Source organism: Alloalcanivorax sp. C16-2 (assembly GCF_046507615.1).
Taxonomy (GTDB): domain Bacteria; phylum Pseudomonadota; class Gammaproteobacteria; order Pseudomonadales; family Alcanivoracaceae; genus Alloalcanivorax; species Alloalcanivorax marinus_A.
In genome coordinates this window covers 108,139-128,252 of the sequence record NZ_JBKFTL010000003.1, presented here as the reverse complement: position 1 = coordinate 128,252, position 20,114 = coordinate 108,139, and the positions used below count along the sequence as shown (strand labels likewise).

At 68.5% G+C, this 20,114-nt stretch carries 17 protein-coding genes; 8 read left to right on the top strand and 9 right to left on the bottom strand.

What is annotated here, in order from left to right:
• Nucleotides 1-37 precede the first annotated feature (37 nt).
• Entirely contained in the window at nt 38-2,095 is a 2,058-nt protein-coding gene (locus ACLD02_RS14225; RefSeq protein ID WP_410299013.1) for a TonB-dependent copper receptor, read from the top strand.
• Here ACLD02_RS14225 and ACLD02_RS14220 read toward each other — a convergent pair.
• The 8 genes from ACLD02_RS14220 to ACLD02_RS14185 all read right to left on the bottom strand — a co-directional run bounded on the left by ACLD02_RS14220 (nt 2,092) and on the right by ACLD02_RS14185 (nt 11,742).
• Nucleotides 2,092-5,223 (bottom strand): efflux RND transporter permease subunit, encoded by a 3,132-nt coding sequence (locus ACLD02_RS14220; protein WP_410299012.1) that lies wholly within the window; start codon nt 5,221-5,223, stop codon nt 2,092-2,094. The two genes, ACLD02_RS14225 and ACLD02_RS14220, sit on opposite strands and share 4 nt — an antisense overlap.
• The gene (locus tag ACLD02_RS14215; protein ID WP_410299011.1) at nt 5,220-6,365 is read right to left on the bottom strand and encodes an efflux RND transporter periplasmic adaptor subunit; all 1,146 of its coding nucleotides are present in this window, start codon (nt 6,363-6,365) and stop codon (nt 5,220-5,222) included. Before ACLD02_RS14215 ends, ACLD02_RS14220 begins: the two co-directional genes overlap by 4 nt.
• 146 nt (nt 6,366-6,511) lie before the next feature.
• Nucleotides 6,512-7,303 (bottom strand): heme ABC transporter ATP-binding protein, encoded by a 792-nt coding sequence (locus ACLD02_RS14210; RefSeq protein ID WP_410299010.1) that lies wholly within the window; start codon nt 7,301-7,303, stop codon nt 6,512-6,514.
• 3 nt (nt 7,304-7,306) lie between these two features.
• Nucleotides 7,307-8,317 carry a FecCD family ABC transporter permease gene (locus tag ACLD02_RS14205; protein WP_410299009.1) on the bottom strand — a complete coding sequence of 337 codons (1,011 nt, stop codon included), beginning with the start codon at nt 8,315-8,317 and terminating at the stop codon, nt 7,307-7,309.
• Entirely contained in the window at nt 8,304-9,116 is an 813-nt protein-coding gene (locus ACLD02_RS14200; RefSeq protein WP_410299008.1) for a hemin ABC transporter substrate-binding protein, read from the bottom strand. The genes ACLD02_RS14205 and ACLD02_RS14200 overlap by 14 nt, the downstream gene beginning before the upstream one ends.
• 8 nt (nt 9,117-9,124) lie before the next feature.
• Entirely contained in the window at nt 9,125-9,736 is a 612-nt protein-coding gene (locus tag ACLD02_RS14195; protein ID WP_203100085.1) for a biliverdin-producing heme oxygenase, read from the bottom strand.
• Between the two features lie 130 nt (nt 9,737-9,866).
• Nucleotides 9,867-10,229, bottom strand: a complete 363-nt coding sequence (locus ACLD02_RS14190; RefSeq protein WP_410299007.1) for an RcnB family protein — start codon at nt 10,227-10,229, stop codon at nt 9,867-9,869.
• A gap of 112 nt (nt 10,230-10,341) precedes the next feature.
• On the bottom strand, nt 10,342-11,742 hold the full coding sequence (locus ACLD02_RS14185; RefSeq protein ID WP_410299006.1) for a PLP-dependent aminotransferase family protein: 1,401 nt from the start codon (nt 11,740-11,742) through the stop codon (nt 10,342-10,344).
• A 255-nt stretch (nt 11,743-11,997) separates the two neighbouring features.
• On the opposite strand from ACLD02_RS14185, the gene ACLD02_RS14180 reads away from it, so the two are divergent.
• From ACLD02_RS14180 to ACLD02_RS14150, 7 genes are read left to right on the top strand one after another with little or no spacing between them, the layout of a single operon-like run.
• Nucleotides 11,998-12,480 (top strand): MSMEG_0572/Sll0783 family nitrogen starvation response protein, encoded by a 483-nt coding sequence (locus ACLD02_RS14180; protein WP_203100088.1) that lies wholly within the window; start codon nt 11,998-12,000, stop codon nt 12,478-12,480.
• A gap of 10 nt (nt 12,481-12,490) precedes the next feature.
• Complete coding sequence (locus ACLD02_RS14175) at nt 12,491-13,531, top strand: Nit6803 family nitrilase (RefSeq protein WP_410299005.1); 1,041 nt, start codon at nt 12,491-12,493, stop codon at nt 13,529-13,531.
• Nucleotides 13,488-14,591, top strand: coding sequence for an MSMEG_0568 family radical SAM protein (locus ACLD02_RS14170; RefSeq protein ID WP_410299003.1), 1,104 nt, complete (start codon nt 13,488-13,490; stop codon nt 14,589-14,591). Before ACLD02_RS14175 ends, ACLD02_RS14170 begins: the two co-directional genes overlap by 44 nt.
• The gene (locus ACLD02_RS14165; protein WP_203100094.1) at nt 14,588-15,130 is read left to right on the top strand and encodes an MSMEG_0567/Sll0786 family nitrogen starvation N-acetyltransferase; all 543 of its coding nucleotides are present in this window, start codon (nt 14,588-14,590) and stop codon (nt 15,128-15,130) included. Before ACLD02_RS14170 ends, ACLD02_RS14165 begins: the two co-directional genes overlap by 4 nt.
• 10 nt (nt 15,131-15,140) lie before the next feature.
• Nucleotides 15,141-16,136: a sll0787 family AIR synthase-like protein gene (locus ACLD02_RS14160; protein WP_410299002.1), complete on the top strand. Its 996-nt coding sequence runs from the start codon at nt 15,141-15,143 to the stop codon at nt 16,134-16,136.
• Nucleotides 16,129-16,470 (top strand): MSMEG_0570 family nitrogen starvation response protein, encoded by a 342-nt coding sequence (locus ACLD02_RS14155; RefSeq protein WP_410299001.1) that lies wholly within the window; start codon nt 16,129-16,131, stop codon nt 16,468-16,470. Before ACLD02_RS14160 ends, ACLD02_RS14155 begins: the two co-directional genes overlap by 8 nt.
• Nucleotides 16,467-17,741, top strand: coding sequence for an MSMEG_0569 family flavin-dependent oxidoreductase (locus ACLD02_RS14150; protein WP_410299000.1), 1,275 nt, complete (start codon nt 16,467-16,469; stop codon nt 17,739-17,741). The genes ACLD02_RS14155 and ACLD02_RS14150 overlap by 4 nt, the downstream gene beginning before the upstream one ends.
• 194 nt (nt 17,742-17,935) lie before the next feature.
• Here the strand turns inward: ACLD02_RS14150 and ACLD02_RS14145 are convergent, their stop codons facing one another.
• Complete coding sequence (locus ACLD02_RS14145) at nt 17,936-20,101, bottom strand: 3-hydroxyacyl-CoA dehydrogenase NAD-binding domain-containing protein (protein WP_410298999.1); 2,166 nt, start codon at nt 20,099-20,101, stop codon at nt 17,936-17,938.
• Nucleotides 20,102-20,114 lie beyond the last annotated feature (13 nt).

Genomic DNA, 20,114 nt, shown 5'->3' with positions numbered 1-20,114 from the left:
GAGTCTCGCGCGTTTTTGGACCGCGAGAGACCCAACCATGAAAGCACCCCATCGCCGCGCCGGCGCCCTGTTGCTCCTGGCCCCGGCCGCCACCCTGCACGCCGCCGAACCGACCGGCGACGCCACCACCGACCACCTTCTGGCACCGGTGGTGATTACCTCGGTGGCGCCGTCGTCCCCGCTCACCCTGGAAACCGACCCGGGCGAGCCGCGCCAGCCGGTGCCGGCCAGCGACGCCGCCGACTATCTGAAGACCATCCCCGGTTTCTCGGCGGTGCGCAGCGGTGGCAGCAACGGCGATCCGGTGCTACGTGGCCAGTTCGGCTCGCGGCTTAACCTGCTGGTGGACGGCGGCGAGATGATCGGCGCCTGCCCCAACCGCATGGACGCGCCCAGCTCCTACATCGCCCCGGAAACCTACGACCGGCTGACCGTGATCAAGGGCCCGCAAAGCGTGCAGTGGGGGCCCACCGGCTCCGCCGGCACGGTGCTGTTCGAGCGTGAACCGCTGTATTTCAGCGCCGCCCACCAACAACTCAACGCCGCCTTCCTGGCCGGTTCCCACGGTCGCCGGGACCAGGTGCTGGACGCCACCCTGGGCGACCGCCCCGGCTACCTGCGTTTCAGCGGCAACCACGGCGAAGCGGACGACTACCGGGATGGCCATGGCGAACGGGTGCCATCAAGCTGGGAGAAATGGAACGCCGATGTCAGCGCCGGCTGGACGCCCACCCCGGACGCCCTGATCGAGCTGCGCGCCGGGCGCGGCGACGGCGAAGCCCGCTACGCCGGGCGCGGCATGGACGGCAGCCAGTTCGATCGGGAAAGCCTGGGCCTGCGCTGGCGCTTCGGCGCCCTCGGCGAGGTGCTGGAACGCATCGAGGGTCAGGTCTACTACAACTACGCCGACCATGTGATGGACAACTACAGCCTGCGCACGCCCTCCGGCACCGGCATGATGGCCGGTCCCATGGCCGCCAACGTGGACCGGCGCACCCTGGGCGCCCGGCTCAAGGGCACCTGGCTGTGGCAAGGTACCGAGCTGGTCGCCGGAGTGGACGCCCAGACCAGCACCCACCGGGAACGCAGCGCCATGGGCGTGGACGCCTACCACGCCGAGCCCTGGACCAAGGACGCCGAGTTCCAGCGCCATGGCGCCTTCGCCGAGTTGACCCGGCATCTGAACGGCCCGGCGCGACTGATCGCCGGCGCCCGCCTGGACCACCACACGGTGGAGGACCACCGCGCCACCCTGGGCGGCGGCATGGGCATGCCAATGGCCAACCCCACCGCCGGCGACGAACGCCGGGACACCCTGCCCTCCGGCTTCCTGCGCTACGAGCGCGACCTGCCGGCCCGGGGCGCCACCCTCTACGCCGGCCTGGGCCACGCCCAGCGCTTCCCGGACTACTGGGAGCTGTTCTCCCCGGACGCCGGCCCGGCGGCCAGCGCCAACGCTTTCGACGGCGTCGAGCCGGAGAAGACCACCCAGCTCGACCTGGGCGCCCAGTACCGGAGCGACGCCCTGGACGCCTGGGTGTCCGCCTATGTGGGGCGCATCGAGGACTACATTCTGTTCCGCTACCAGGACGGCATGATGGGCGCCACCAGTCAGGCGGACAATGAGGACGCGCGCATCATGGGTGGTGAGCTGGGCGCCACCTGGCGCTTCGCCGACCATTGGAGCGCCGACGCCAGCCTGGCCTATGCCCGTGGCGACAACCGGGACGACGGCGAACCGCTACCGCAGATCCCGCCGCTGGAAAGCCGCCTGGGGCTGAACTACCAGCGTGGCGACTGGAGCGCCGCCGCCCTGGCCCGGCTGGTGGACGGCCAGCACCGCATCGACGCCGGCAACGGCACCGTGGTGGGCCGGGACCTGGGCGACAGCGGCGGCTTCGCCACCCTGGCCCTGAACGGCGCCTGGCGCGTGAACCGTAGCCTGCGACTGAGCGCCGGCGTCGACAACCTGTTCGACCGCGCCTACGCCGAGCACCTGAACCTGGCCGGCAACGCCGGCTTCGGCTTCCCCGGTGACGAGCGCATCAACGAACCGGGCCGCACCGTCTGGGCGCGGATGGATCTGACGTTCTAGGGCCGCCCGGTGTCCCGGTCCGGCGCGCCGCTGACCCGTTCGGTGAGTGTCTGCACCAGCACATACAGGCCGGGGATAAGAATAATCCCCACCAGGGTCGCCGCCAGCATGCCGCCGAACACGGTGGTGCCCAGGGCGCGGCGGGCCCCGGACCCGGCGCCGGTGGCGAACACCAGCGGCAGGATGCCGAGAATGAACGACAGGGCCGTCATCATCACCGCCCGGAAGCGCTGCTCGGCGGCGATGCGCGCCGCCGCCTGGATGGACTGGCCGGCCTGCTCCCGTTGCACGCGGGCGAACTCCACGATCAGGATGGCGTTCTTGGCGGCCAGGCCGATCAACAGCACCATGCCGATCTGCGCGTACAGGGAATTGGCCTGGCCCGATACCCACAGGGCGAGCGCCGCGCCGGCCACCGCCACGGCCAGCGACAGCAGGATGCTCACCGGCAGGGTCCAGCTCTCGTACTGGGCCACCAGAAACAGATAGGCGAACACCAGCGCCAGGGCGAACACCAACAGCGACGAGCCGGCGGTCTGCTTTTCCTGAAACGACAGGCCGGACCACTCGAAGGCATAACCCGCCGGCAGTTCATGGTCGGCCAGCGCTTCCACCGCCTCGAGGGCATCCCCGGAGCTCACCCCCGGGGCGGCGGCGCCGTTCACCGGCGCCGCCACATAACGGTTGTAGCTGGACAGCGAATAGGGAGCCAGCACGGTGCGCACGCTGGCCAGCACCCGCAACGGCACCATTTCACCCTGGTCATTGCGCACCCGTACCGCGAGCACGTTTTCCGGGTAGGCCCGGAAGTCGGCGTCGGCCTGCACGCTGACCTGGAAGATGCGGCCTTCGTGGGTGAAGTCGTTGACGTAGCGGCTGCCGAACACCGCCCCCAGGGTGGAATAGATGCGCGCCACCGGCACCCCCATGGCCTGGGCGCGGTCGCGATCCACATCCAGGTAGAGCTGCGGCACGTCGGCGCTGAACGCACTGGTGGCGCCGGCGACTTCGGGCAAGGCGTTCACGCCGGCGAGAAAGGCGCGGGTCACCTGGGCCAGTTGTTCCGGAGGCTGGCCCTGCAAAGCCTGCAAGCGCAGGTCGAAACCACCCACCGCCCCCACGCCGGGGATCGGCGGCGGCGAAAACACCGAAACGATGGCACCGGGCAGCACGCCCAGCTCCCCCTGAATGCGTGACTGCAACGCATCCAGGCGCAGCGACCGTTCCTCCCGCTCGCTCCACGGATCCAGGGTCACCAGCATGAAACCGCCATTGGGGCTGGAGGCGCTCTGCAACAGGCTGAAACCGGCCACCGAGATCACGTTCTCCACCCCCGGCGTCGCCAGCAGGCGCTCCTCCACGTCACTGATCAACACCGTGGTGCGTTGCAGGGAGGCGCCGTCGGGCAGGCGGACATCCACGAACAGCGCGCCCTGATCCTCGTCCGGCAAAAAGCTGGAAGGCAGGCCCGAAAACGCCAGCAGAGCCACCGCGACAGCCAAGACAATCCCCAGCGCGGCGGCCCACCAGTAGCCCACCAGACGTTCCACCAGCCGCGCATAGCCGCCCCGCACCCGGTCCAGCCCATCGGAAAACAAACGCAACGGCCCGCGCGCCGGGCGCGGTGGGCGCAGCAGGGTGGCGCACAGGGCCGGGCTGAGCGTCAGGGCCAGTACCGAGGACAACACCATGCTCGACGACAGCGTCACCGCGAACTGGCGGTACAACTGGCCATTGATGCCGGGAATGAAAGCGGTGGGCACGAACACCGCCAGCAGCACCAGGGTGGTGGAGATCACCGGGCCAGTGACCTGCCCCATGGCCTTCCAGGTGGCCTCCGGCGCGGGCAGCCCTTCCTCCTCCATGATCCTCTGCACGTTCTCCAACACCAGAATGGTGTCATCCACCAGCACGCCGATGGCCAGGATCATCGCCAACAAGGTCACCGTGTTGGCGGAATAACCCACCGCCAGCAACACCGCGAAACTGGCGATCAACGACACCGGTACCGTCAGCGACGGGATCAGCGTGGAGCGCCAGTCGCGCAGGAATACGAACACCACCGCCACCACGATCAGGAAAGTGACGATGAAAGTGATGATGATCTCGCGGATAGTGACGTCCACGAAGCGGGTGGCGTCGTACACCGTGCGGTACTCGAAATCCTCCGGGAAGGTGGCGGCCAGACGCTGCAACTCGGCGCGCACTCCCGCCGCCGTGTCCACCGCGTTGGAACCCGGCGCCTGGTTGATGCTGAGCATGGCGGTCTGCTGGCCATTGAGCAGCGCGCTGGCGCTGTAGCTACGGGCCCCCAGCTCCACGCGACCGACGTCGCGCAGTCGCACGATACCGCCATCGGGATCGGAGCGAATCACGATGTTCTCGAAGGACTCCGGGTCCGAGAGGCTGCCCTGGGCGGTCAGCGTGTACTCCAGCGCCATGCCGTCCGGCGCCGGTTCACCCCCCACCTGGCCAAGGGACGCCTGCACGTTCTGGGTCTGGATCGCCGTTGCCACGTCCTCCGGGGTCAGCGACAGGGCCGCCAGACGACCGGGGTCGATCCAGATACGCATGGCGTATTCGGAGGTCCCCACCACCGAGGCCTGGCCGACGCCTGGCACCCGGGCAATCACATCGACGATGTTATTCGAGGCGTAGTTGGACAGGGCCAGCGCATCCATGGCGCCACCCGGCGAAATGAAGCCGATGGCCATCATGAAATCCGGGGAACGGGTGTTCACCGTGACCCCCTGCTCGGTCACGGAGGCGGGCAGCCGGGTCAGCGCCGACTGCAGCCGGTTTTGCACGTTGATACGCGCCAGATCCGGGTCGGTGCCCACCGCGAAGGTCACCGACAATGAATAGGTGCCGGCGTTGGAGGCGTTGGACGACATATACAGCATGCCATCCACGCCATTGACGGCTTCCTCGATGGGGCCGCCCACCGCCTCGGAGATCACCTGGGCACTGGCGCCGGGGTAGACCGCCGACACCTGCACGGTGGGCGGTGACATATCCGGATACTGGGTCACCGGAATGGCGCGCAACGCCAGGGCACCGGCCAGGAACATGATGATCGCCACCACCAGGGCGACCCGGGGGCGACGGATGAACACCCCGGAGATCATGGCTGCTCCGGAGCCGCGTTACCGGCCGGGCCGGCCTCGCTTTCAGTCACCGGCACGCCATCGGCGAGGCGCTGCGTGCCCTGCACCACCACGCGCTCACCGGCGCTCAGGCCATCACGGACGAACCAGCCCCGGTCATGGCGCTCGCCGGTGACGATACGGCGCTGCCGGGCCACCCCCTGGTCATCGATGACGAACACATATTCGCCCTCGCGATCACGCAGAACCGCCGACTGCGGCACCAGCGGCGCCGACTCCGCCCGAGCCGCGCCGATCAGCAGCGTGACGTACTGGCCGGGCACCAGCAGGCCGTCGGGGTTATCAAAACGAGCCAGGAACCCGAGCAGGCCGGTGCCCGGGTTGATTTCATTGCCCACCACGGCCAGCGTGCCGTGTCCCGGGTAAAGGCTGTTATTGGGCAGACGCAGGCGCATCGACACCGACGCCGGGTCCAGGTCATCCAGGGGGCCATACCGCTGCCGGAGAGAGACCACCTGCCCTTCCGGCAGGTCGAACGCCACGTAAACCGGATCGGTACGCACGACCCGGGCCAGCGCGCCCGACCCGGGACCGGCCAGATTGCCCCGGGTCAGCGCCGGCGCGCTGATCTGACCGGTGATCGGCGACGGCAGGTGGGTGTCGGCCAGGTCCAGGCGCGCGGCCCGGACTTGCGCCTCGGCGGTTTGCACCTCCGCCTCGGCGACCCGCAATGCCGCCTCCGCCTCGTCCAGGGAGGCCCGCGACACGGTGCCTCTCCGGGCCAGCGTGCGCATGCGCTCGTGGTTCTGGCGAGCGTTGTCACGGCTGGCCCGGGCCCGCGCCAGCCCGGCTTCGGCGGCGGCCAGCGCCGCCTCGTAACGGCGCGGGTCCAGGGAGAACAAAAGATCGCCCTCTTCCACCTGTTCACCACCGGTGAACGCTACCTCGGCGATCACCCCCTCCACCTGGGCGCGCACATCCACCGCCTCGATGGCCCGTACCCGGGCGACGAATTCCGTGCTCCGATCACGGGGTTGCTCGGTGACCGCGCCGGTGACCACCGGCACCGCCGGGCCTGCTCCCTTCGCCACCGCGCCGGCGCCGGCGAGCAGCAGTGCCACCACCAGCGAGACCGCGCGCGGCACCGTGATTGCCTTATGCATTCCTAACAACCCCTTTTATCCGTCCTGGCCCGGCTTGCCCCACCGCGGCCGGGTCAACGGGCCGGATAGTACCGCACGGCCCCACCGAAACCCAGACGGGCGCCGGCGCGACACCTCCTCGACTGGTCGAGGGAGCGGCGTGGGGGTCAACCAGGGGGCAGAGCGCCCTCCACGTGCAACACCGGTCCATCCGGGTGATCGAGCCAGCGACTGCGCAGGCCATAGACAGCGGCCAGCCGCTCCGGGGTGAGCACCCGGGCCGGTGCGTCGTCCGCCAGCAGGCGGCCCCGGTCCAGCATCAACACCCGCGAGGCGAAGGCATTGGCCAGGGTCAGGTCGTGGCACACCAGCACGATCAGATAGTCGCCCTGCTCGGCCAGCGCCGCCAGGGTTTCCAGCACCCGGTACTGCTGGGCCGGGTCCAGCGCCGAGGTGCTTTCGTCCAGCAGCAGCAGGCGCGGCCCCGGGGTTTCCCAGATCTGCGCCAGCACGCGGGCCAGATGCACCCGTTGCTGCTCGCCACCGGATAGCGACGGATAGGCCCGCCCACGCAGGTGGGCGACGCCGAAGCGGTCCAGCAGGTGTGCCACCAGCGGGTCGTTGGCGTTGCCGTGGCGGCGCCCGGGCAGGCCCAGGGCCACCACTTCATCGGCGCGCACCGGAAACCCCACCGGCGTTTGTTGCAACATCACCGAGCGGCGCCGCGCCAGTTCCGACAGCGGCCAGTCCGGCAGCGGCCTGCCGTGCAGGGTCACGGCGCCGGCGTCCGGGGTAAGATCGCCGGCCAGGGCTCGCATCAGGGTGGACTTGCCGGCGCCGTTGGGGCCCAGCAGGGCCAGGCGCTCGCCGGCGCGGGCCTGGAAGCTCACCTCCGAGAGCAGCGCACGATCACCGGCGCGCACGGTCACGCCGGCCACGTTCAGGAGCGTATCGGTCATCGCTCAGACTCCGTTGCGGCGCAGCAGCAGCACCAGGAAGAAAGGACCGCCCAGCAACGCCATCACCAGGCCGATGGGCAATTCCGCCGGTGCCACCAGGGTGCGCGCCAGGGTATCGGCGAACACCGTGAGCAAGGCGCCGAGCACCCCGGCACCGGGGATCAGCCAACGGTGATCGACGCCGATCAACAAGCGCACCAGGTGTGGCGCCACCAGGCCGACGAAGCTGATCTGCCCGGCGGCGGCCACCGCCGCGCCCACCGACACCGCCCCCAACACCATTACCGCGCGCTTTGCTCGCGGTACCGTATGGCCCAGGTGCAGCGCCGCCTGCTCACCCAGCATCAAGCCATTGAGCGGTCGCGCCAGCAACGGCATCAGGACGATGCCGGCCAGCAGCCAGGGCGCCACCAGGGCGACGTCGGACCAGCGACTGTGCGCCAAGCTGCCCATGGCCCAGAACGTCAGGGTGCGCAGTTCGTTGTCATCGGCCAGGAAGGTGAGCACGCCGGTCAGCGCCATGGCGATGGCGCCGATGGCGATGCCCGCCAGCAGCAACAGGGCGACACGGGTCTCGCCGCCCCGGGAAGCGATGCGCCACATCAGGAAGGTGGTCACCAGGGCACCGGTGAAGGCGGCCAGCGGGATCGCCTGGTGGCCCAGGGCGCCACCGCCGAGCACGATCACCGCCACGGCGCCGAGGGCGGCGCCGGCGGAAATACCGATCAGGCCGGGGTCGGCGAGGGGGTTGCGGAACAGCCCCTGAAGGGCCGCGCCGGTGGACGCCAACGCTGCTCCCACCAGAGTGGCCATGATGATGCGAGGCAGGCGCAGATCGCGCACCACCCGGTAGCCGGGCTCATCACCGGCGCCCCAGAGCCCCTGCCACAGGGTCGCCGGCGCCACCGACAGCGGGCCGGCCAGGGCGGCGATGACCATGCCCAACGCCAGCAGCGCGGCGAGCGCGCCAAGGGTCGGCGCCACCGGCCAGCGCCGGGGCTCAGCCTCCCTCACCGGTGACCACCTCCAGGACTTCTTCCATGGCGTCCGGCAGGCGCGGGCCGAAGCCCAGCAGGCGCATGCCATCGGCCACCAGCACCCGGCCATGGGCACCGGCATCCGTGCTTTCCAGCAAGGGCAACTGTTCCGGCTGGAAGCTGCCGGGGCGGGTCTCGGCGATGATGATCAACTGCGGGTCCGCGGCCAGCACCGCTTCCGCGTTGAGTGGCTTGTAGCCCTCCCCTTCCGCCACATTGGGCAGACCCAGGGCATCCAGCAGGGCCTGGCCCTGGGTGCCCTTGCCCGCCACCTGCACGCCGTGGCGGCCAGCGGACAACACCAGCAGGGTGCGCGGCGGGTCCGCCAGCGGCAGCCGTTCATCCAGGGTCGCGAAGCGCTCGCGCAGCTCGGCGTTCAGTTGCTCGCCGCGCTCTTGCAGATCCAGCGCCTCGGCGACCTGCTCGACCCGGGCCAGCAGCCCGGTCGGGCTCCACTCCGGATCGATCACGCGTACTTCCGTGGCCTGCTTCAACTGAGCCACCGCCGGCGGCGGGCCGGCCTCCCCGGACAGCAGCACCAGATCCGGCCTCAGGGCCAGGGTGCCCTCCACCGGCAGCGCCCGCACATAGCCCAGCTTGGGCAGTTGCCGCGCCGCCGCCGGGTAATTGCTGGTGGAGTCCACCGCCACCAGCCGCTCGCCGGCATCCAGCGCGTAGACGATCTCGGTCAATTCACCGCCGGCCACCACCAGACGCTGCTGGGCCTGGCCGGCCACCGCCATGCACAGTGCCAGCAGCCCAATCAGAACTCGCATGCCATCCCTCATGCCATTACCGCTTCCACGGATTCGCGCACGAACGCGAACGCGGCCCGGGCGCCGCGCACCGCCTGGTCCTGCCCGGCGTCGCCCAGCCCCAGCTCATCAAGCTGGGCCTTGAAACGCTTCCAGTGCAGGCCGCGACCGTCCGGATGGCCGGCCAGATGACGGGCGCCGAAGTCGGCGCTCAGATCCAGCTCCTGCTGGGCGCGCTTGAACAGAAAGGCGGCCCCCAGATTGGAGCCCTCGTTGGTGTACAGCCAGCCGATCACGGCGTCGCCGTCTTCGATGGCCGCCGCCCGACCGGCGGCGCGGTCCGCCTCGATGTCGGCCTCGGCGATGCCCAGATCACGGCAATCCGCCTCGATCAGATCCACCCGGCTGCGCTCCAGCAGCCCCGGGAACCGTTGCTGCAGATCATCGCGCTCATAGAGCGGCGCGGTGGCGGTCTGGAAACGCAGCTGTACGCGCAGGAAACGGGCGTAGTGCGCGCGGTCCAGGAACGGCGACAGGGCGCTGATGCGGCTGTCCAGCGCGTCGTGGATGGCGTGGGTTTCCTGCTTGAGGCGGGCGGACAGAGTGCGGTCCGCTTGGGCGGGGTCGGCAAGCGTGGTCATCGGCTGTTCCTCGTGGTTATCCATGAAACGAGCCCGGGTTAAACCCGGGCCCTACCACTAAAGACGAACAGCTCGCGGATTTTCCTCACCGGAATGGTGAAATTCTGGCGCCGGCCATTGATCAGCCCACTTAGTGGACGCCGATCACCGATACGATCACCCCGGTGGTGATGGCGATCAGCACGAAATCATTGTCCACCTTGATCCAGCGGCGATCCTTGCCGGGCGCCGGCAGATCGTGGTGGCGCCAGTCATCGACGACGTGGCGATCACCCCGGTAGGCCTCCGGCAACCGATCCCCCTGGTGCCAGCCGGCGGGGTCCCGTTTGGAGGCGGCGGGGGCCGGTCGTGCTTCCGGGGCGGCCTGGTGATGCTCGGGGGCCGCGTTGCCACGGTGGTCGGGCTCATCCCCCGGGCGCGGGCCGGCCCAGGCGGTGGTCAGGCTGCCCAGGCTCAGGCACAGAATAAGAAGGTTGCGGGTGCGTGCGTTCATGACGGTGTCTCCGTTGGGTACGTACCACCACCCTGCCGGCTCAACGCGCAAGAAATGCGCCCGCTTTGTGCAAATAATCAGAAGCCACCACGGCCCCGCCCCGGGGTTTCGCTCAAAAAAAGCCGGCGCTGGCGGCGCCCGGCTGTTCCAGAGCGTCGGCGATCAGATGCAGGGCCTGGGCCAGGTCCTGACGGCTGGCGGGACCGCCCAGGCACAGGCGCACCGCCTCCGGCGGCTTGCCATTGACGGCGAAGGCGTCGCTGACCACCACGTTGATGTTCTGGGCGCGCAGCCGGGCGGCGAACGCCACCCGGCTCCAGGCCTCGGGCATCTTCAACCACACATGGAACGCCTCCGGATGAGAGCGGTAATCGGCGCCGGCGAGAATCTCGGTGACCAGCGCCTGGCGGGCCTGGGATTCCTGGCGGGTCAGCGACAGCGCCAGATCGGCGGTGCCGTCCTGCACCCAGCAGGAGGCCAGCGCGGCGGTGATCGGCGAGGCCATCACGGTGGTGGCACGCAGGGTCACCGTGAGCCGGGACCGCACCCGGGCCGAGGGCAACGCCAGGTAGGCCACGCGCAGCCCGGCCCCCAGGGATTTACTGAATCCGCACAGATAGTAGGTCAGCTCCGGCACCAGGCTGGCCAGGGCCGGCGGTCGGTGGCTGGGCAGCAAACCATAGGCGTCGTCCTCGATGATCGGCAGGTTGTGCTTGCGGGCGATCTGCGCCACCCGGTGGCGGCGTTCCTCGCTGAGCGTCACCGCCGCCGGGTTGAGCAGCACCGGGTTGCAGTACAGCGCCTTGGGGTGGTGTTCGGCGCACAACCGCGCCAGCGCGTCCGGGTCGAAACCGTCGTCATCCAGCGGCAACCCCACCAGGCGGATGCCGAGCTGGCCGGCGATGGCGCGCAGACCCGGATAGGTCAGGGACTCGCACAGCACCACGTCGCCGGGCCGCGCCAGGCTGCCGAGCACCGCCAGCAGCGCGCTCTGCACCCCCGGGCACACCAGCACCCGGTCCTCGCTGACGCGCAGGGGCCGGCGTTGCAGCCAGGCCACCGCCGCGTCCCGGTCCTCGGCGGACCCACCGAACTCCTGGTAACGCATCAGCGGCTGCAGATCCGGCCCCAGGGCTCGCAGGCCCGCTTCCATGCGCTCTCGCAGCAGCGGGTCGCGAGGCTCCGGCGGCAGATTCATGGTCATGTCCACGGCGCGGGCGGCGCTGGCGCTACGCCGGCTGAGCCGGCCCGGCTGGCAGACAAAGGACCCCTGCCCCACCCGCGAGTAGATCAACCCGCGCCGCTGGGCCTCGTTGTAGGCCCGCGACACGGTGGCGTAGTTGAGGTTAAGCGCCGCCGCCAGGTCACGCAGCGGCGGCAGTCGTTCACCCACGGTAAGCCGACCGGCCAGGATATCGTCGCCGATGGCGTCGGCGATGCGCAGGTAGACCGCCTTGCCGCCGGTTTTGAGTTGCGGCCGCCAGCCGTCCTTTTTCGCACTATCGATGGTCATGCTCTGCACCAGGGTTGTTCACCGGCGCCGGGGGATGTCCGGCGCCGCGTACCGCTTTGATTGGTCGCCGGCCCGAGGCGCCGTCCGCATACCCCGGCCAAACGCCGCCCATTGGGCCACAACAGCCCAAACCAATCAATCAATTTAATACTTGATTGGCATCTTGATTGCAGTTGTTTGAGTGCCCGATCCCGGGCCATGCGCCGGCGCCCCGCGCCGGTGCGCGACATACGACATACGCAGAGGGAGGCGGCTATGCCCACCGTAGAAAAAGCAGCGCATCAAAAAGGCGATTTCTTCGTCGACTACGAAGAGAAGGTGTTCGAGGACGTCAAGGCGGAACCCGGCGAGAAGGCGCTGGTAACCTTCCATACCGTGGCGTTCGAAGGCTCCATTGGCCTGGTCAACATGCTTCAGGCGACGCGCCTGCTGCGCAAGGGGTTTGATACCTCGGTGCTGCTGTACGGCCCCGGTGTCACCCTGGGCTTGCAGCGGGGTTTCCCGACCCTGGGCGACGAGGCCTTCCCGGGCCATCTGGCGGTCAACAACCAGCTCACCAAATTCATGGGCGAAGGCGGCAAGGTGTATGCCTGCCGGTTCGCGTTGCAGGCTCTTTACGGCCATGGCGAGCCATCATTGATTGAGGGGATAACACCAATCAATCCTCTGGACGTGCTCGACCTGGTGCTGCTGCACCGCCGGGACAACGCCTTCATCCTCGACACCTGGACCCTGTAAGGAGGGCGCCATGAGCGAGGCAAGGATGGTACGGGCGGCGGCGGCGCAAATCGCGCCGGATCTGGAGACCGCCGGCGGCACCCTGGACAAGGTCCGCGAGTGGATCGACGACGCCGCCGAACAGGGTGTGCAATTGCTCGTTTTCCCCGAAACCCTGGTGCCCTACTACCCCTACTTCTCGTTCGTGCGCCCCCCGGCGCTCTCCGGCCCGGACCATCTCGCCCTGTACCAGCGGGCGGTGACGGTGCCGGGCCGGGAGATCGACCGGGTCGCCGAGCGCGCCCGCCACCACGGCATGGTGGTGGTGCTGGGCGTCAACGAACGGGACCGGGGCACGCTCTACAACACCCAGGTGGTGTTGGACGGCGACGGTCGGCTGTTGCTCAAACGTCGCAAGATCACCCCCACCTACCACGAACGCATGATCTGGGGTCAGGGCGACGCCAGTGGCCTGCAAGTGGTGGACAGCGCCGTGGGCCGGATTGGCGCGCTGGCCTGCTGGGAGCATTACAACCCGCTGGCCCGCTACGCGCTGATGACCCAGCACGAGGAAATCCACTGCGCCCAGTTTCCCGGCTCCATGGTGGGGCCGGTGTTCGCCGATCAGATCGAGGCGGCCATGCGCCATCACGCCGCCGAGTCCGGCTGCTTCGTGGTCAACGCCACCGGCTGGCTGGAGGACCACCAGATCAGCGCCATCACCGACGACCCGGCCCAACAAAAGGCCCTGCGCGGCGGTTGCATGACGATGATCGTGTCGCCGGAGGGCAAGGTGCTGGGCGAGCCGGTCACCGAGGGCGAGGGGCTGTGCGTGGCGGACCTGGACATGGCCCTGATTCTCAAGCGCAAGCGGATGATGGATTCCGTGGGGCATTACGCCCGCCCGGAATTACTGAGTCTGCTGATCGACCGCCGTCCGGCGGCCCCCGTTCATGACCTGAACGATTTGCACGACCTTCACGGCCCGCGCGGCGACGCCGCCGGGGCCTCCATCGGGAGCGATGAGCATGAGCAGCAAGAGTACCCGCTTCAATCAGCGGCTCATCAATGAGCTGCAGACCCGGGGCGTGCGGCTGAGCGATCCGGCCGCCGGCGCCCCCAGCCGGCGTGGCGGCGCCGGCCCCTCCGACCACAAGGCGGTGGAAATCGGCGGCAAGGTGGTGATGATTCCGGTGCACACCGCCGGCGCCGGCGACTCCCCCTATGAACTGGACGGCCGCCGGGTCACCCGGGGCGGCGAGGAGATCGCGCGCATGGCGTTCACCGACCGGCCGCGTTTCTACGATCTGAGCACCGCCGACGGCGTACCCTACTCCCACATCGCCACCCTGCACGGCAAGGACGTGCTCGCCACCACCGTGTTGCAGACCTGCATCCGTTACAACAACCGCAAGGTGTCCTGTCAGTTCTGCGCCATCGGCCAGTCCCTGGACGAGGGCCGCACCATCGCCCACAAAACGCCGGCGCAACTGGCCGAGGTGGCGAAAGCGGCGGTGGAACTGGACGGCGTCAAACACATGGTGATGACCACCGGCACCCCGAATCTGCAGGATCGCGGTGCCCGGGTGCTGTGCGACAGCGCCCGCGCCGTGCGCGCCGCCGTGAACCTGCCGATCCAGGGCCAGTGCGAGCCGCCGGACGACCGCGCCTGGTTCCGGCGGCTGCGCGACAGCGGCATCGAAAGCCTGGGCATGCACCTGGAAATCGCCACCCCGGCCCTGCGCGAGAGGATCATGCCGAGCAAGGCGTCGATCAGCGTGGACCAGTACCTGGAGGCGTTCGCCGACGCCGTGGACGTGTTCGGGCGCGGCCAGGTAAGCACCTATCTGCTGGCCGGCCTGGGCGACACGGTGGAAGACACCCTCGCCCTGTGCCGGCGGCTGGTGGCGCTGGGCGTATACCCGTTCGTGGTGCCGTTCGTGCCGATTTCCGGCACCCCGCTGGAACATCACCCTTCGCCCTCGGCGGTGCATATGCGCCGTATTCTGGAGCCGCTGGGCGCGCTGCTGCGCGGCGGCGGCCTGCGCTCGGCGGACATCAAGGCCGGCTGTGGCCGCTGCGGCGCCTGCTCGTCGCTGTCCGCCTTCGAGGACGTGGAGCAAGCCTCATGATCCTGGAGCCGGTGACCCCGTTCCGCAGCCGCGAGTACGCGGTGAAGCTCACCTCCGAGGCCTGGGAATACCAGGCCGCCCGTGACCTGCGTCGCCGGGTGTTCTGCCACGAGCAGGGCCTGTTCGACGGCGATGATGGTGATCCGCTGGACCGTCGCGCCCTGACCATCGTGGCGCTGGCCTATGTGGCCGGCGGCCCGGACGAGGTGGTCGGCACGGTGCGCATCCACAGCGACCGGCCCGGTATCTGGTATGGCTCCCGGCTGGCGGTGGCGCGTGGTTACCGGCGAGATGCCCATCTGGGCAGCGCCCTGATCCGGCTGGCGGTGGGCAGCGCCCGGGCGCGCGGTTGCGAGGCGTTCTTCGCCCAGGTGCAGGCCGTCAACGAACCCCTGTTCCGCGCCCTCCACTGGGACAGCCTTCGGCCCCTGGCCCTGCACGGTCGCGATCACGTGCTGATGCGCGCGCGCCTGTCCCACTACCCGCCGCTGCCGGACGGTCGGCTGCCACTGCTGGCCACCAGCCGGCAGGCATCCTAGGGAGGTCCGCATGGAGCTGGAGGCGCTGATCAGCGCGCTACGCGACGCCCCGGCGTTCGCCCACAAGGGCGATATCCGACCGGTGATGGCGGGCCTCGCCGGCCTCGACAGCGGCCACCTGCCGCTGGGCGATGACGCCGCCGCCCTGGCCGACGGCGACGGCTTTCTGCTGATGGCCATGGAAGGCTTCGTCAACGAATTCGTGGCCACCGAGCCGTTCTTCGCCGGCTACTGTGGCGTCATGGTGAACGTCAGCGACATCGCCGCCATGGGCGGTCGCGCCCTGGCGGTCACCGACGCACTGTGGAGCCGGGGCGACGATCAGAGCGCGGCGATCCTGGCCGGGCTGCGCGAAGCGGCGGGCAAATACGGCGTCCCCCTGGTGGGCGGCCACAGCAACGCCCATTGCGACCGGCCGCAACTGTCGGTGGCGATCCTGGGCCGCGCCCGGGCCCTGCTCACCAGTTTCGATGCCCGCCCCGGCGATACCCTGCTGGTGGCCTGCGACCTGCGCGGGCGCTACCGGGCCGTGGGCGACAATTGGGATGCCAGCAGCGACGCTCCCGGGGCACGCCTGCGCGATGACCTGGCGATCCTGCCGGGGCTGGCCGAGGACGGCCTGTGCCAGGCCGGCAAGGACATCTCCATGGCCGGGCCGGTGGGCACCGCCCTGATGCTGCTGGAAGCCTCCGGGGTAGGCGCGGAGCTGAGCCTGGATGCCCTGCCCCGGCCACCGGGGGTGCCGCTGGAACGCTGGCTGCGCACCTTCCCCAGCTATGGCTTCGTGCTGGCGGTGGCACCGGACCGGGTGGCCGAGGTGACACGGCGTTTCCGGCGCCGCCAGCTGGCCGTGGCCGACGCGGGCCGGGTCACCTCCGGCGGCCATCTCACCCTGACCCTGGGTGACCAGCGGTTGCCGTTCTGGAACCACCACGAAACCCCGTACCTGGGGCGCCCCTTCCCCCCTTCTTCCCCAGCCCGTCATCAAGGAGGCCACTATGCCTGAAGTGCATTTCAACGTGCGCTGGCCGGATCACAGCGAACAGAGTTGTTACTCCCCGTCCACCGTGATCCACGATTTTCTGCGCGCCGGCGAGAGTTATCCGCTGGCGGAATTCCTGACCCTGAGCCGGGACGCCCTGACCCTGGCCGGCGACCGGGTGGAGCAAAAGTACGGTTTCCGCTGCACCAGCGCCGACAGCCAGTTACTGGCCCTGGAAACCAGGGGCCGGCAATTCGCCGGACAGGCCGACGCCCGCGTCACCGTGACCCGGGTAGGCGCCGCCACGCTCGCCCCTTCGTCCACCGACCCGTCCATGACCAACAAGGAATCCTCATGACCTTCGCCCAACGCCATTACCCGGTGATCGTGGTGGGCGGCGGCCAGGCCGGCCTGTCCACCAGTTACCTGCTCCAGCAACGGCGCATCGAACACCTGGTGCTGGAAAAGGAGCAAGCCTTCCACGCCTGGAAGGCGCAACGCTGGGACAGCTTCTGCCTGGTCACGCCGAACTGGCAGTGCCGACTGCCGGATCACCCCTATGACGGCGACGATCCCCACGGTTTCATGGTCAAGGAAGAAATCGTCGCCTGGATGGAACGCTTCCGTGCTTCCTTCGAACCGCCCCTGATCGAGGGCATTACCGTGCAGGCGGTGCGTGCCCTGCCGGTGGGCGGCTACCGCCTGGACACCGACCGGGGCCCGCTCACCGCCGACCAGGTGGTGATGGCGGTCAGCAGCTACCACCAGCCCAAGGTGCCGGATTACGCCCGCCGGCTGCCGGCACGGATCAAACAGGTGGATGCCTCCGCCTACCGCAACCCGGCGACCCTGCCGGAGGGCGCGGTGCTGGTGGTGGGCACCGGCCAGTCCGGCTGCCAGATCGCCGAGGACCTGCACCTGGCCGGTCGTCGGGTGCACCTGGCGGTGGGACCGGCGCCCCGCGTATCGCGTTTCTACCGTGGCCGCGACGTGGTGGACTGGCTCGATGACATGGGCCACTACCGGATTCCGGTGCAGGAACACCTCACCGAGGACCAGGTGCGCGCCAAGGCCAACCACTATGTCACTGGTCGCGACGGCGGTCGTGATATCGATCTGCGCCGCTTTGCCCTGGAGGGCATGCGCCTGCATGGCCGGCTGGAGAATGTTGAATCCGGCCAGGCCCACTTCGGCGATGACCTGACCAAGAACCTGGACCAGGCCGATGCCACCAACGCCCGCATCAAGAACAGCATCGACGAATACATCGCCCGGCAGGGCATCGACGCACCGCTGGAAGCGCCCTATGAACCGCTTTGGGAACCGCCCCGGGACCTGGAGCGAGGACTGGACCTGGACGCGGAGGGCATCGCCGCCGTGATCTGGTGCATCGGCTACGCCCCGGACTTTTCCTGGATCGACGCCCCGGCCTTCGACGCCAGCGGCTACCCGAAACACCGGCGTGGCGTCACCGCCAGCCCGGGCCTGTATTTCCTGGGTCTGCCGTGGCTGCACACCTGGGGCTCGGGGCGCATCTATGCCATCGCCGAGGACGCGGAACATCTGGTGGACCACATCGAGGCGGCGCGGCTGCCCCTGCGCGAGCAATACCTGGCCGGTATCGCCTGAAGGGCCTTGGCGGCGCGCTAGGAGCGACTTCAGTCGCGAAAAAAGCGGTGGTGATATCCTCGCGCGCGCATCGCGGCTGAAGCCGCTCCTACAATGGACCAACAGACGGCAATGGAGCGACAGGCGGCGACGCCAGCACATAAAAAACCCCGCCTTGCGGCGGGGCTTTCGGGTCGCGGAAAGCGGCGTTGTTGTTATTTGAAGATGTCGCCTTTTTCCGCTTTTTCCACCAGCAGTTTCGGCGGCGTGAAGCGCTCGCCGTAGGTGTTGGCCAGTTCCTGGGCGCGAGCCACGAAGCCGCGCAGGCCACCGTCGTACTGGTTCATGTACTGCACCACGCCGCCGGTCCAGGCTGGGAAGCCAATGCCGAAGATGGAACCGATGTTGGTGTCGCCCACCGAATCGATCACTCCTTCCTCGAAGCACTTCACCGTCTCAATGGCCTCGGCGAACATCATGCGCTCCTGCATGTCCTGGAACGGGATCGGGTCCCGGGCCGGGAACTGCTCTTTCAAACCGGGCCACAGGTGGGCCTTGCCGCCTTCCGGATACTCGTAGAAGCCCTTGCCGTCCAGCTTGCCCGGGCGATCCAGCTCGTTGACCATCTTCTCCATCACCGCCAGGGCCGGGTGTTGCCGGGCTTCACCGCCAGACTGCTCGGCGGCCTGCTTGTACTCGCCGGCGATCTTCAGGGACAGCTTCATGTTGATCTCGTCGATCAGCTTGAGCGCGCCCACCGGGTAGCCGGCCTGGGTGGCCGCCTGTTCGATGGAGTTGGCGTTCTGCCCTTCGCCGACCATGGCGATGGCCTCGTTGATAAAGGTGCCGATCACGCGGCTGGTGAAGAAGCCCCGGGAATCGTGCACCACGATAGGGGTCTTCTTGATCTGCAGGGTGTAGTCGAACACCTTGGCCAGCACTTCGTCGCTGGTGTTCTTGCCACGGATGATTTCCACCAGCGGCATCTTGTCCACCGGGCTGAAGAAGTGGATACCGATAAAGTTATCCTGCTTTTTCACGCCCTCGGCGAGGCCGGTGATCGGCAGCGTGGAGGTGTTGGAGCCGAGCACCGCGTCCGCGTTGACCACGTCCTCGATTTCCTGGAACACCTTGTGCTTGAGCTCGGTGTTCTCGAACACCGCCTCGATCACGAAGTCCACGCCTTCCAGATCCTTGGCGTCGGCGGCCGGGGTGATGCGCGCGAGAATTTCTTCTTTCTTCTCCTTGCTCATCTTGCCCTTGGACACTTCCTTGTCGAGCAGCTTCTCGGAGTAGGCCTTGCCCTTCTCCGCGTTCTCCATGGAAACGTCCTTGAGCACCACCCGGGCGCCGGAGCGGGCGGTGACATAGGCGATGCCCGCGCCCATCATGCCGGCGCCCAGCACCGCCACTTTTTCGGCTTTGTACTTGGGCACGTCCTTGGGACGGCTGGCGCCGGCGTTAATGGCCTGCAGGTTGAAGAAGAAGGCGTTGATCATGTTCTTCGCCACCTGGCTGCGCGCCAGTTCCACGAAGTAACGGCCTTCAATGGTGAGCGCATCGTCGAAGCCCACCTGGGCGCCTTCCACGGCGGCGGCCATGATGTTGCGCGGCGCCGGGTAGTTGGCGCCCTTGAGCTGCTTGCGCAGGTTGGCCGGGAACGCCGGCAGGTTCTGGGCGAACGCCGGGGTGCTGGGGGTGCCGCCGGGGATCTTGTAGCCTTTTTCGTCCCAGGGTTGTTTGGCTTTCGGGTTGGCCTTGATCCATTCCCGGGCCTTGGCCAGCATCGCGTCTTCGCTGTCGGCGATGTCATCGATGATGCCCACGGCTTTGGCTTTTTCCACCTTCAGCCGCTGGCCCTGCATCAGCACCTGCATCAGCGCGTTCTGGATACCCAGCATGCGCACCGTGCGCACCACGCCGCCGGCGCCGGGCAACAGGCCCAGAGTCACTTCCGGAAAACCGAACTGCGCCTTCGGATTGTTCAGCGCCACCCGGTGATGGCAGGCCAGCGCGATTTCCAGGCCACCGCCCAGGGCGGTGCCGTTAAGCGCCGCCACCACCGGTTTGCCCAGGGTTTCCAGGCGGCGCAGCTGCGCCTTGCCGGCTTCCACGCCCTTGGCGAATTCCGGCGCGTTTTCCTTGGTGACCTTGGCCAGATCACGCAGGTCGCCACCGGCGAAGAAGGTGCTCTTGGCGGAGGTGATGATCACCCCGGCGATGTTGTCCTTCTCTTTTTCCAGCCGGCTTACCATTTCTTCCATGGAACGCATGTAGCGCTCGTTCATGGTGTTCGCGGATTGCTGGGGATCGTCCAGGATCAGGGTGACGATGTTGTCCGCGTCCTGTTCCCAGCGGATCGTGCTGTCTTTATCGCTCATGGTCTCTCTCCGT